The organism is Nostoc sp., from assembly GCF_036917135.1.
GTDB lineage: Bacteria > Cyanobacteriota > Cyanobacteriia > Cyanobacteriales > Nostocaceae > Nostoc.
Map to the genome: position 1 here is coordinate 164,909 of NZ_JBALEA010000091.1, position 12,535 is coordinate 177,443.

The 12,535-nt window shown below is 41.8% G+C and carries 10 protein-coding genes and 1 pseudogene; 5 read left to right on the forward strand and 6 right to left on the reverse strand.

Translation table 11 applies throughout. The features are described 5' to 3' along the window. Positions 1–1,009: 1,009 nt before the first annotated feature. Positions 1,010–1,870 (forward strand): fasciclin domain-containing protein, encoded by an 861-nt coding sequence (locus V7K50_RS29530; RefSeq protein WP_334966386.1) that lies wholly within the window; start codon positions 1,010–1,012, stop codon positions 1,868–1,870. 276 nt (positions 1,871–2,146) lie between these two features. Here the strand turns inward: V7K50_RS29530 and hemL are convergent, their stop codons facing one another. Then, positions 2,147–3,445, reverse strand: coding sequence for a glutamate-1-semialdehyde 2,1-aminomutase (gene hemL, locus V7K50_RS29535; RefSeq protein WP_334966388.1), 1,299 nt, complete (start codon positions 3,443–3,445; stop codon positions 2,147–2,149). Between the two features lie 320 nt (positions 3,446–3,765). Between hemL and hisIE the strand changes: the two genes are divergently transcribed. Continuing rightward, on the forward strand, positions 3,766–4,416 hold the full coding sequence (hisIE, locus tag V7K50_RS29540; RefSeq protein WP_334966390.1) for a bifunctional phosphoribosyl-AMP cyclohydrolase/phosphoribosyl-ATP diphosphatase HisIE: 651 nt from the start codon (positions 3,766–3,768) through the stop codon (positions 4,414–4,416). 263 nt (positions 4,417–4,679) lie between these two features. Here hisIE and V7K50_RS29545 read toward each other — a convergent pair whose 3' ends face one another. After that, positions 4,680–5,261 (reverse strand): L,D-transpeptidase, encoded by a 582-nt coding sequence (locus V7K50_RS29545; protein WP_334966392.1) that lies wholly within the window; start codon positions 5,259–5,261, stop codon positions 4,680–4,682. Between the two features lie 338 nt (positions 5,262–5,599). Between V7K50_RS29545 and V7K50_RS29550 the strand changes: the two genes are divergently transcribed. Further along, positions 5,600–6,166, forward strand: a complete 567-nt coding sequence (locus V7K50_RS29550; RefSeq protein ID WP_334966394.1) for a hypothetical protein — start codon at positions 5,600–5,602, stop codon at positions 6,164–6,166. 73 nt (positions 6,167–6,239) lie between these two features. On the opposite strand, the gene V7K50_RS29555 is transcribed toward V7K50_RS29550, so the two are convergent. Together V7K50_RS29555 and V7K50_RS29560 are read right to left on the reverse strand one after the other, a co-directional pair. Beyond that, complete coding sequence (locus V7K50_RS29555; protein ID WP_334966396.1) at positions 6,240–7,691, reverse strand: protein kinase domain-containing protein; 1,452 nt, start codon at positions 7,689–7,691, stop codon at positions 6,240–6,242. A 617-nt stretch (positions 7,692–8,308) separates the two neighbouring features. Then, on the reverse strand, positions 8,309–8,575 hold the full coding sequence (locus V7K50_RS29560; protein WP_334966398.1) for a hypothetical protein: 267 nt from the start codon (positions 8,573–8,575) through the stop codon (positions 8,309–8,311). Between V7K50_RS29560 and V7K50_RS29565 the strand changes: the two are divergent. Next, a pseudogene (locus V7K50_RS29565) lies at positions 8,574–8,765 on the forward strand (DUF2811 domain-containing protein); the annotation flags it as partial. The gene V7K50_RS29560 and the pseudogene V7K50_RS29565 sit on opposite strands and share 2 nt — an antisense overlap. 753 nt (positions 8,766–9,518) lie before the next feature. On the opposite strand, the gene V7K50_RS29570 reads toward V7K50_RS29565, so the two are convergent. Continuing rightward, a complete protein-coding gene (locus V7K50_RS29570) occupies positions 9,519–10,238 on the reverse strand; it encodes a response regulator transcription factor (RefSeq protein WP_094329363.1) in 720 nt (239 codons plus the stop codon). Between the two features lie 627 nt (positions 10,239–10,865). On the opposite strand from V7K50_RS29570, the gene V7K50_RS29575 reads away from it, so the two are divergent. Continuing rightward, positions 10,866–11,492, forward strand: a complete 627-nt coding sequence (locus tag V7K50_RS29575) for a CPP1-like family protein (RefSeq protein ID WP_334966400.1) — start codon at positions 10,866–10,868, stop codon at positions 11,490–11,492. Positions 11,493–11,730: 238 nt separating this feature from the next. Here the strand turns inward: V7K50_RS29575 and V7K50_RS29580 are convergent, their stop codons facing one another. Beyond that, positions 11,731–12,423: an HAD family hydrolase gene (locus V7K50_RS29580; RefSeq protein WP_334966402.1), complete on the reverse strand. Its 693-nt coding sequence runs from the start codon at positions 12,421–12,423 to the stop codon at positions 11,731–11,733. Positions 12,424–12,535: the final 112 nt, after the last annotated feature.

Genomic DNA, 12,535 nt, shown 5'->3' on the forward strand with positions numbered 1-12,535 from the left:
ACAATTGTATCTTTAGTTTAAGTAATTTTTATTGGCATTAGCGCTCTTCTATGAATCTGGAGAGGGAATAATCCAGGCGATTAGAAATCGCGGCTACACAAACTCTCGTCCACCGACACGGACTAAGCTGTTGCGCTTTTAATTTGCACTAATATTTTTTGAAGATGATTGTGGGGTGGGCAACATGAGCGCCCTGATAATGCAACTTGTACACGTAACAGCTTAACGTCAAAATAGGGTTTCAAATTTAATCTGAGGATAGTAATAAAAGAGCGTTAGTTGCTTAGTTGTCTCTTTAATTGACATTAGGTTTAACTGATGCTTGATTTTTAGTAAAATTACTAATGGAAAAAATATTTTTTTCTGATTGATTAAAATATCAAATAACTAAATAATTTGATTCGGTATATTTTAGAAATAAATCTAACCGCTCAGTCTTGAGTCTTCAGCCGTCAATTTAACTTCTGTCACCTTTAGCGTCAGTTAGAATATTTAGGTATTAATTCTCTGTACTTTTGCTGCTGAATAATCAATGGTTAATTCCCAGATATGGTCTTCTTCCGTATTGGATTCAGGATTTTTGAATCACCTATTGGTTTACGTACAAGTTTGTATATAAATTGGCCTTTCAAGTAGACTCTTTCTCCGAAGTTCATCTAACCCTCCAGGAGACCCCACCATATTGCTCTTAGCAATTGGTGGTGGGTAGTTTACTGTAACTCATAACTTCTAGCTGTAAGATTTTCAAACACTCTTAGATTTTACGCTACACCAAGTGGGGCTTTTTAACTCTTTTTGGTGTGATGCAGAAAATTTGCTCAATATACATAAAAAATATATGCTAGATATATTTCATACTTATTAGGGTGACGATAAGGGTTGATGCTTTACCACACAAGCAGAAATTCTTCTGAGAAAAAATCTTACTTACCTCTTCCGTTAGATTTTGTGACTAACAAAATGTTATAAATCTTTATGTAATGTGAGAACAAAAAGACAAACAAAATTTATGAAGACAAATTACAGCAAATTGCTGACCATGTTGGCAGGCATAGCAGGATTTACTAGTTTTAGCTTTCTGGTTACTTTACCATCTGATGCGAAATCGGCACTAAATCCTAACCCCAGTATTTTCAACGAAGCTCCCTACAATCAGAGTCAACGCCTTCAAGCAAACGCTCAATACACACCTACTGAGGCTGCTTCCCAAAGAGAAAAGGGCAATACCAAAGCCGAAGAAGTAGCACAAAAAAGTGGTGGAACGTTAAATTCCAGACCAAGTATTTTCAACGAGCCTCCCTATAACCGTGGTGGTGGTGCCACACCTGCTGAAGTTCCACTCCGCACCCCACGTCCTACCCCGGAAACTCAACCTACCACACCACCAACAGAAGTACCATCTACTGAAACACCTACCACGACTCCACCAGGCCCGGGGGCAAGCAGCAATCAAAGCAAAAACTTGTTAGCCTTAACAGAGTCAAACGCTTCCTTTACCACCTTAACCAAGGCTTTGAAAGCAGCAGGGTTGACCGCAGCTTTGCAAGGCAAAGATAACTTAACTATTTTTGCACCCACTGATGCAGCTTTTGCTAAGTTGCCACCAGATGCTTTACAAGAATTGTTAAAACCAGCCAACAAAGAAGTATTGCTCAAGATTTTAACTTACCATGTAGTACCTGGTAAGGTATTGTCCAGTGATTTGAAGTCTGGCGAAGTTAAAAGCCTTGAAGGTGGCACAATCAACGTTAAGGTTGATCCTGCTACTGGTGTTACCGTCAATGACGCTAAAGTTACCCAGGCAGATATCACAGGCAGCAACGGTGTAATCCACGCAATTGACCAGGTAATTTTACCTCCTGACTTGTAGTTCTGAGATATCAGTACAACCTGTAGCAGACTAGGTTGGCATTAAGTATTAATAGGAAAAATCCCGTTCAGATGTTAATTTTGGGCGGTTTTTTTTGTAATAGTGCCTAACCGTTCTTCCAGAATGGTTAGGCAGTTATACAGAACATCAGCGACGGTCGTTCCGATGATCGGAAGTTGACACTTCGACTGATTGCGATCGCACACAGCAATCATACAATGTCCAGTGAGCAACGCTGTAGGCGTTATCTTTACTGACTTACTCAGACTTTTTTGGTTATAGGCTCGATATTACATCTCGTGCAACTGCTAAAGTCTGATCAATATCCTCTTCAGTGTGAGCAAAAGACGTAAACCCAGCTTCAAATTGAGAGGGTGCTAAGTAAACACCACGCTCTAACATCCCGCGATGGAAACGTCCGAATTTGGCTGTATCAGACTTTTTCGCATCTTCGTAGTTATGAACTGGACCAGAGGTAAAAAATAAGCCAAACATGGCGCTGATTTGACCACCACAAACCTCATGACCATTTTCTTTAGCAATTTGCAGCAAACCATCTGCTAGCTTTTTAGTAATCCGCTCAAGATACTCGTAAGTACCTGGCTTTTGCAGCAATTCTAAAGTCTTAATGCCAGCAGTCATCGCCAAGGGATTACCAGAAAGAGTCCCAGCTTGATATACCGGACCTGCGGGCGCAACCATTGACATAATATCTCGGCGACCACCATAAGCCCCGACTGGCAAACCACCACCAATTACCTTGCCCAAGGTCGTTAAATCGGGAGTAACCCCAAATTTTTCCTGCGCGCCGCCGTAAGCAATGCGGAAGCCTGTCATCACCTCGTCAAATACCAATAAAGCTCCATGCTCGTGAGTCAGTTCCCGCAATCCTTCTAGGAACCCAGCATCAGGTGCAATAAATCCGGCATTGCCAACAACTGGCTCAAGAATGACACCAGCAATCTCATCGCGGTTTTCTTCAAACAAGGCTTTAACTGCTTCTAAGTCATTGAAAGGCGCGGTTAGAGTAGTACTAGTTGCCGCTTTAGGTACTCCCGGTGAGTCTGGCAAACCAAGTGTAGCAACACCAGAACCCGCCTTCACTAGAAACGCATCGGCGTGTCCGTGGTAGCAGCCTTCAAACTTGATGATTTTGTCTCGGTTGGTGAAAGCCCGCATCAGCCGCAAAACTCCGATACAAGCTTCAGTTCCAGAGTTGACAAATCTGACCATTTCGATGCTAGGAACGGCATCAATAACCATTTCTGCCAAAACATTTTCTAGGACTGAAGGAGCGCCGAAACTGGTACCTTTTTCTAAAGCTTCATGCAACGCTGCAATGACTTCTGGATGAGCATGACCGCAAATAGCTGGTCCCCAAGTGCCTACATAGTCTATGTATTGATTGCCATCTATATCCCAAATATATGCGCCTTTAACACGATCAAAAACTATGGGTTGTCCACCCACAGATTTAAAGGCACGAACTGGAGAACTGACTCCTCCTGGCATGAGGTTTTGAGCTGCGGCGAAGACTTCTTGTGATTTTGTGGTTTTAATTGTCGTATTTACCAAGGTTTTCTCCTAAATAATGGCCAATAAAAAGCTCTATCTTAGGATAGGGTCAAAGAGTGCTTAGAATTTCTATCCTATAGAAAAATTAGCTGAACCAAAAAAATAACAAGATGTTATACAAGTCCAATGAAGACTTGACTTTTGATATTCAAACTCAATGATTTGAGGCATACCAGAATCTTTCCCCAACTATATTTGCATCACTGTAGGAGTATTTCACAGCAAGATAATATAGTTCAATTGAAAAAATGTGCCCGTTGCCCTATTCAGAATGGTATCGTGAATCCATAAGTTATTCTCATTAGAGCAAACTAGCTAGTATGTCTTCTAAGGATTCGCGATCGCTGCATTACACCATCCCTGTTGAGAAAATTCGCTACGATGAACGGGGTTTGGTGCCTGCAATTGTCCAAGATTACTTGGATGGTACTGTCCTGATGATGGCGTGGATGAATCAGGAATCATTACAAAAGACTTTGGCAACTGAGGAAACTTGGTTTTGGAGTCGTTCTCGGCAAGAGTTGTGGCATAAGGGGGCGACTTCAGGGCATATCCAGAAAGTCCAAAGTATCCGTTATGACTGTGATAGTGATGCGCTGCTCATCGGGGTAGAGCAATTAGGAGATGTTGCTTGCCATACTGGAGAGCGCAGTTGCTTTCACCAAATAGAAGGGAAAATTGCCCCACCACCAGGGGATACATTGTCGCAATTATTTCAAATAATATGCGATCGCCGCGACAATCCGATTGAAAGCTCCTACACCTGTAAACTATTCGCAGGTGGCGATAACAAAATTTTGAAAAAGATCGGTGAGGAAACTGCTGAAGTGGTAATGGCTTTTAAGGATGATGAAGCAGATGCGATCGCAGGTGAAGTGGCTGATTTGCTATATCATACTTTGGTTGCCTTAGCTCACCATCAAGTTGATTTAAAATCGGTATATCGCAAACTCCAAGAACGTCGCCAATAGATTTGAGGATTATGTTTAGGACTAGGGCGTGTTTTCAAACTATTTGTTTACCCTTCTAACTTTTTAGCTCCCCCTAAATCCCCCTTAAAAAGGGGGACTTTGATTCTTTTCCCCCCCTTTTTTAAGGGGGGTTAGGGGGGATCAAAACGTTGTGGGGCTAGGTTATAAGACTTGTGTGTACACCCTAGCCTTTTTAAGGGGAAGTTGGGGGGATCTAAGACTTTGAAAATATGCCCTAGTCCTAATGTTATATAACTCCAGCTTCATTTAGTCACTAGTACGGGTGTTCCTATTTTCACGAATTCATAGAGTTTACGCACATCCCGGTTATACATCCGAACGCAACCATGAGAAGCTGCTTTCCCAACAGATTCTACATTCGGAGTACCATGAAATCCAATTTCGGCCTTTCCATCCGTCCAAAATCCAATCCAACGTTCTCCTAGAGGATTATCTGATGAGCCTGGAGGAGAAATTGGTTCATTAGCAAACCCAGGTAAAGGGTTTTTCCAAGCTGGGTTTTGCACCATGTGAATAACTTTAAATTTGCCTGTAGGTGTTTCCCATCTAGGTTTACCAATAGCTACTGGGTAGCTGGCTTGTAAACTGTCACCCCGATAAACGTAAAGTTTTCGTTCATTAAGTTTAAGTAGCAAATGGATTTCTTGCTCAGAAGTCTTGGGAATTATCGGCTCTATGGGATGCTGGAGTTTGAGTAATAATCGGCGCTTTCGCTCAGAGTAGTTAGGAATATTTGACTGTAATGGTAGAGGGTTTAATTCAACTTGAGAAGAGTTTGGTTGACTATTAGTGACCTGAGCAGTGGCGTATGACTGAAGCGACATCAGTACTGCTATTGTCGTTAAGCTAAACTTAAAAGTACTACAAAAATACATCCTACGTATCATTTTCTGTTGCATTAATTATTAATATTATGATTACTTTTAGTAACCAGAAAAAATTGAGAACTCAGACACCAACTAGCTTTAAGTCTTAATTCTGAATTCTCAATCTCCAAATTACTAAATATCGCAAATCAAAAAAGTTCTACCATAGTCCTGGAATTCCATTAGATGAAGGTGCTGGTTGGGGGTCTTGTGTTGGAGCTTTTGGTTTTGGTTTTACTTTTGGTTTTGGTCTTGTACCTGAATTTGAATTACCACTTGAAGGTCGGTCTGAGTTTGTGGGTGTTTCGTTTGTAGTTGCGGGAGTTTTCTTTGGAGTTACGGGAGTTTCATTTATAGTTCCGGGAGTTTCGTTTGTAGTTGCGGGAGTTTTCTTTGGAGTTACGGGAGTTTCATTTATAGTTGCGGGAGTTTTCTTTGGAGTTACGGGAGTTTCATTTATAGTTGCGGGAGTTTGGTTTCCAGTTGCGGGAGTTTCATTTGTAGTTGCGGGAGTTTGGTTTCCAGTTGCGGGAGTTTCATTTATAGTTGCGGGAGTTTGGTTTCCAGTTGCGGGAGTTTCATTTGTAGTTGCGGGAGTTTGGTTTCCAGTTGCGGGAGTTTCATTTATAGTTGCGGGAGTTGCGGGAGTTGCGGGAGTTACGGGAGTTACGGGAGTTACGGGAGTTACGGGAGTTACGGGAGTTACGGGAGTTACGGGAGTTACGGGAGTTACAGGAGATGAATCCTGCGCTAGAGTTACCTGTGGTAAAACAACTACACCAAAGTTTGCGAAGAAGAGTAACCAAGCAGTAGAAACAATGAATTTAAATTTTTTAGATGACTTTTGTTTCATTTTTCGTTAATAGAGCTGATTTACATTCAGTATTAATATTTATCATTATTAAGTATGTACTACATATACTACATTAATATTTTCTAGATATTACATGATAAATTGCTTCCTGGCAATTCTCCCTTCTGCCAAATTCCACTTTTAGAAGATCCATCTGCGGATTGAAATATTCCTTGCCCTTCACAGTTCCCAGCTTTAAAATTGCCTCGATACTCACGACCATCTTTCCATCTAAGTTTTCCTAGCCCCTCAAATTGATCATTGACAAATTGACCTACATAATCTTTACGGAGAAAATAGGTGCTTGGGGTATATAATAATACGCCGCAACCATTGCGCTTACTCTTGTCGAATAGTCCATCGTATCGAGTACCATCCTTAAATTTCATTACTCCCTTACCAAAGGGGTTATTATTTTTATCTTTATCCCCATAATATTCAGTACCATCTGGATACTTTATATCGGGTTTTCTAGTTGATGGAATTGAAGTTAGTTGTGAACTGCAAGGTAGTGAAATAAATTGTTCAGTATTTTCAGTTATTTGGGGAGATTGCTGTCTGAGAAAATAAGATAATCCAAGCATCGCCACTACTCCTACTCCGATTACAGTTGCAGCTAAAACTGCCCCATTAAATCCAAATGTCTGCCTGGTTGTTGATTTTTGTTTTACAGGAGAAGCTGAATAACTTGGAGCTACAACAGTAGTCGGAGATGTTGAGTACGCCAGTGTTTGTAATGCCTGTGCTGCTGACTGGTAGCGTTGGCTAAAGTTGTAACGCACCATTTTTGTTAAGATATCACCGAGGCGATCGCTGACATTTGCCCAATGACGCCAGATAATTTCGCCATTTGCATCTTCTGGGAATTCTTGAGGTATTCTACCTGTCAAAGCTTGAATAGCAACAATCCCCACTGCAAAGATATCGCTAGACAACCTGGGCTTAGAACTCGCTTGTTCATTAGGCATATAACCATTGGAGCCAATGATAATAGTCGAAGTCACTTGACCTTGAGTGTTTTCTGCCAAGCCTTCAATTTCTTTAACTGCTCCAAAGTCAATCAGCATAATCTTGCCATCCTCACGCCGGCGCATCAAGTTTTGCGGCTTGATATCTCGGTGGATAATATTCTGCTCATGTACCACTACTAAAACTTCCAGAATCTCCTGCAACAGTCGAATTACTTGAGCTTCACCCCACGGCTGGCCAGGAATTATCTCTTTAGACAATTCATGTCCATCCACGAATTCTTGTACTAGATAAAATTCCCCATTTTCTTCAAAATGAGCGAATAACTTAGGTATTTGCTTGCTCAGGTTACCTAAGCGGTATAAAACTTCTGCCTCTTTATCAAATAATCGTCTGGCGATTGGTAAAACTGTTGCATTGGAGGTTTTCGGTTTTAAGTGTTTGACAACACACTTAGGCTTGTTGGGCAAATCTAAATCTTCAGCTAAATAGGTATCACCGAACCCACCGCTTCCTAAAAGCCCTACGATTTTATAGTGGTTGCGGAGAACTGTATTTATCAGCATCCATCTTACTCCGTAGGATGTTGTTGGCTAGATTGTACCACTTTTACGGCCCCTCACTCCCTTTAAAAATAGACAAGCATGCAAAAGTCGCCTAAGAGCCTTGTTGGGGTATGTAGGGTACATTTGTACGGTTATTGGACTACAGTATACTGAATATCTCAGTACAGGTAAAAATCCTTACCTTGACATCCTCACCGCACTTCTAGGGCGGTGATTCCTAAACCTCTTGCTGAAATCGCCGTGGCTAGCAACAAAGTGCCCATTCTCCAGAATCAGCCAAAGAACCACCGACAATCCGCCCTACAATGCCGGAAATTGAGGCGCTACCCAAAGCTACCCCAATACTGGCTGCACATAAACCAAGTTGATTGACAAAAAAGATGCGGACTTCTGCGAACCGTTAAATGTCATAGTTTAGTGACATTTTTGTAATTCTTATCATTGGCTGCAATTTTTCTCACTAATTCCACAGAATTTCCACAGGTATTTTCGCAGTTTTCCACAGGTGTTATACGAGCTAATAGGCTTCCTGCACTCTGACTGGGGATTGTTGATTATAAGCAGCAAAGAAGTTTAAGGACTGAGTTTTTATTAAGTAAAGTAACGAAAAAGAGACTCTAATACTGATTCCTTCGTTCGTATTTATTTTTTATACCACCAGTTTTAACATTTCGCAGCATTGACAAACCCACCCCCTCTTGGCGCACAATGATTCGGCTTGCTTTTGTAATCCGTTCAACCGTTGGCATCAAATGTGTAAAATATATTACCACCAGATGTGGGCGTAGATTGTCGGGCTGGCGAAAGAGCGTGTGAAGTAGCCTTGGCACTTCACCGCAAGCAACTTGTCCCTTTTGATTATCCTCATAGGAGGAAAATCTCATGAAATCAACGGTTAGCATCTTTACAGAAATTCCTGAAACACTCCACGAATCCTTAAAAAACTACTTAGAAACCCATCCCGATTGGGATGAAAATAGAGTATTGACGGCGGCGCTATCATTGTTTTTACTCCAAAATGGAGGTAGCGATCGCCGGGCTGCTCGAGTCTATCTGGAAACTTTATTCCACCACTCCTCAGTAGAAATGCCCAGAGTCGATTTGCCCGCAACAGCTAATTTACTAGACACCCCATAGGTACTGGTATGAAGGGCGTTATTCTGGCTCATGCCCTCTTGATGGGGCACGGCATCCCGTGCCCCATTAATGGGATTTTAAGCCAAAGCGATCGGCAATATTACAACAAAAAAGATCAGAATCTACTGATCTTCAAAAGGTTCCAATAGTTTCTCCGGTTGCCAAAACTAGTTGGTAATAGTGCAAGATTTACCTTGTTCTCAGTCTCCGACTGGGAATGCCTATGTTGGGGTTGCTGCCTCCCTGACTTGCGGCAGCAGCCCAATGAGTATTGTTTTCAGCCTCTGACTAAAAACGGGTTTTTTAAGGGGCTTTAGTAGCGATCACACGATCAGAAAACTCTTCCTATTCCACAGTCCTCCCCAACAAGAGATGCCGAAGTCGTTTTTTTGCTGGCGCTACCCGTTGACACCAATCCAAAACCATGTATTCCTCCGAGATCCAACCTAAGTGAGGTACACCCGTAGGGGCACGGCATTGCCGTGCCCCTACACATCGTTATGTAATGTTGTACCGCATCTGAATGGGAACCGCTATAAATAAATACCTCAAATAACTGTCTGACCTGTATTTGAGGAATATCTACCAATTTTGATTGTCTAAATTTATCTTTTACTAAAGCCAAAGAAATTCCCTAACTACTCCCCCAAAAGTTAACAGTCAAGAGTTAAAAAACTCTAGACTATAAACTTAGGATTTGGCTTCCAATTGCTGGGGGTGAGCAGGAGATTCAAACTTATACCCTACGCCACGTACAGTTTGAATTAATGCTGGCTGACTAGCATCAATTTCGATCTTCTTGCGAATTTGGCCGATATGGACATCTACAACCCGTTGGTCGCCGACATATTCATAGTCCCACACCTCTTGGATTAGTTCTGCCCGCCGCCAAACTCGACCTGGATGACTTGCTAAAAAATGCAACAAGTCAAATTCCAGAGCAGTTAAGGGTACTGCTTGGTTATTAAGTGCTACCTCCCGTCGCACCGGATCAATCATCAGTTTTTCAAATACCAAGCGTTTCTGCTCGGCCGTAGTTATCACTCGCTGACGCCTTAGAATAGCTCCGACTCTGACTTCCAGCTCTCCTAGTCCAAAAGGTTTGGTGAGATAGTCGTCAGCACCTTTAGCAAAGCCGCGAATTTTGTCAGCTTCGTCAGCACGGCTAGTCAACATCAGAACAAAAACACCATTACGACTTTGCATCTCTTGGCAGAGGTTAAACCCGGTTACATCTGGTAAATTCACATCTAGAATCACCAAATCAGGGTTAAACTGCTCAAATAGATTTAAGGCTGTCTTTCCATCTTCGGCAGCCTCCACCTGATAGTTCTGCTTAATCAAAAAGCGTTGGATTAAATTCCGAACCGCAGGGTCGTCGTCAACTACAAGAATCTTGGCAGGAGCCATGACCATTACTTTGCACAAAAATTCGTAAGATTAACAAGAGGTTTGCGTAAAAACGCAGTTGCCACTTTGGGACTAATTAAGAATCTACATGGCTACAGTATGAGAATCCTGATTATTCAAAAATAAATACTCTAATCAGGATTATCGGCAATGAGAACGCTAAACTTCTGTTAGCCACAGGATGTAAGCGCTCTGAACTTTAGCCGTAAGCCTTCTTGATCCCAGTGAAGTGGTAACTTAAAACGTTTCAATTTTAAATCGATATGCGGATATATACCACAAGCGATTATTCAGTATAGTTAAAAAAACTCTATTACGGCACAGTAAGTTGCCAAATTTGAAACAGTAAAGTTAATTTTTTCATAAAAACTATGCATTTTAGGTACTCTCCGTTCAAATTCTAGATTAGAGCCAGAATTAGGCAACGACATGAGGGTATACACGGAGTTATAGCGATATGTTAAAGTGACTGTAGTTGAAATTGCAAAGTCGATCAAACTAACCCGTGCTACTATCCTGGTAGGGCGTAAAATAGATCGAGACTTTGGTTTAGATCAAAATAAAACCTAAAGCTGTTTTTTGTTCGACAAAAATTGCCTCTGACTTAGGCTGAAGTAACAAACTCCCATGAGCGATCAAAATCCCTACGAAAAACTTGGGGTATCAGAAGAAGCTAGCTTCGATGAAATTCAAGATGCTCGCAATCGCCTATTCGAGCAACACAATGGCGATGCCAAGCATTTAGAAGTAATTGAAGCGGCTTACGATGCGATTTTAATGGATCGCTTGCGGATGCGCCAGGAAGGTAAAATCAAAGTCCCTGAACGCATCCGGTTCCCAGAGTTGCGAGTGCAATCGGCTCCTAAAGAAAGTCCAGCCCCTCGCCAGCAGTCACCTGCATGGCTGCAACGGATGCTCGATCAGCCAACGCCTGCGGATATACTCTTACCAGGAGCTTGGTTTCTGGGTTTGAGTTCTATTAGCCTGTTTTATCCAGAGGGAGGCGATCAGGTTTTGCAGTTGGCGTTGGTGGTTGGGGTAGGTACTACTATTTACTTTCTCAATCGCAAAGAAGGCAAATTTGGTCGAGCAGTTTTGTTCACCCTGGTCAGTTTAATAGTTGGCTTAATCGCTGGGGGACTAGTTGCTAGCTGGGTTCTATCACAAATATCATTTACAGGTCTAGGAACAAATCAATTATCTACTGTAGTGACGTTTATATTGTTGTGGTTGGTTAGTAGCTTTCTACGCTAAATCGTTACCCGTAAAGAAGCTTCTAAAAACTTCTAAAAAGAAGATGTGGCTGATGTGTGTTATTTATTTGGATGTAACACGCGGTAAGGGTCTATATGTGTGCCCTTACCATGTAGATAAGTGTATCTTAAAATAGTTCGTAGTTAAGTTTTGTAACGGGGTCTAAATCCCCATTACAAAACTTGCCGAGACTCGACTGAACGCTAATATGATTCAAGTTGTTACAGCATAGAGATTTCTAGACAAGACGTTTAGGTTTTAGGACTAAATCTACAGCAGTGCTAAAATCCTTAACGATTAAGTCGGGGTGATAAAGTTCTAATTGGGTGCGATCGCGGATACCTAATTCTACAGCCATCACCTTAATGCCGTGATTTTTCGCAGCAGTAATATCAGCTTCCGTATCTCCCACCATCCAGGTATCAGCAGCTGGGGGTAGTTCTTTCAATGCCCTAGCCATCAATAAGGGCTTATCTTCAATATCACGAGTTTTAACGTAGTCATTACTCAGGCAATAACGACGATCTTCTGGGAAAAATCTACCTAAATCGTATTTGTTGAAGGCATACTCTAGTTCTCGAACTCGGCGCATGGTCATAACTGCTAAATCAATTCCAGCTTCTTGAATTTTTAACAGTGCGTCAACAGCACCAGGTGCGAGAGTGTCATAGTTGAAATAATGTTCTGTATGCACTGTTTGTCGCCGCAATTGGGCGAATTCTTGGGCTTGGGCTTCGTCTAAGCCAGAATTTAAGGCGATTTGTTTTTCGGGAATGCGCGATCGCTTTAACTGCCAAAATTCCCCTTTCGGAAGTTCTTGCACTACTTGGTTTGGGCGACGGGTTTTCTCTAAGCAGAATTGATAAACACGGTAGTACCGTTCGGAAACATCAATAATTGGACCGTCGAAGTCAGTAATCAGTCTTAGCATCGGCGGAAAATGTTAATTTTAATTAAAATTATCTCAGATATTTGTCGATACCGTTCAGTTAAGCCCAAAACCCTTGGTAGAGACGCGAAATTTCGCGTCTCTACAGGTCTAA

Coding starts and splice junctions, on each gene's coding strand:
- V7K50_RS29545 (WP_334966392.1), bottom strand. CDS start 5,261: ATGTCGCTTCAGTCATACGCCACTGCTCAGGTCACTAATAGTCAACCA.
- V7K50_RS29570 (WP_094329363.1), bottom strand. CDS start 10,238: ATGGCTCCTGCCAAGATTCTTGTAGTTGACGACGACCCTGCGGTTCGG.
- V7K50_RS29575 (WP_334966400.1), top strand. CDS start 10,866: ATGAGCGATCAAAATCCCTACGAAAAACTTGGGGTATCAGAAGAAGCT.
- V7K50_RS29530 (WP_334966386.1), top strand. CDS start 1,010: ATGAAGACAAATTACAGCAAATTGCTGACCATGTTGGCAGGCATAGCA.
- V7K50_RS29580 (WP_334966402.1), bottom strand. CDS start 12,423: ATGCTAAGACTGATTACTGACTTCGACGGTCCAATTATTGATGTTTCC.
- V7K50_RS29555 (WP_334966396.1), bottom strand. CDS start 7,691: ATGCTGATAAATACAGTTCTCCGCAACCACTATAAAATCGTAGGGCTT.
- hisIE (WP_334966390.1), top strand. CDS start 3,766: ATGTCTTCTAAGGATTCGCGATCGCTGCATTACACCATCCCTGTTGAG.
- V7K50_RS29560 (WP_334966398.1), bottom strand. CDS start 8,575: ATGAGATTTTCCTCCTATGAGGATAATCAAAAGGGACAAGTTGCTTGC.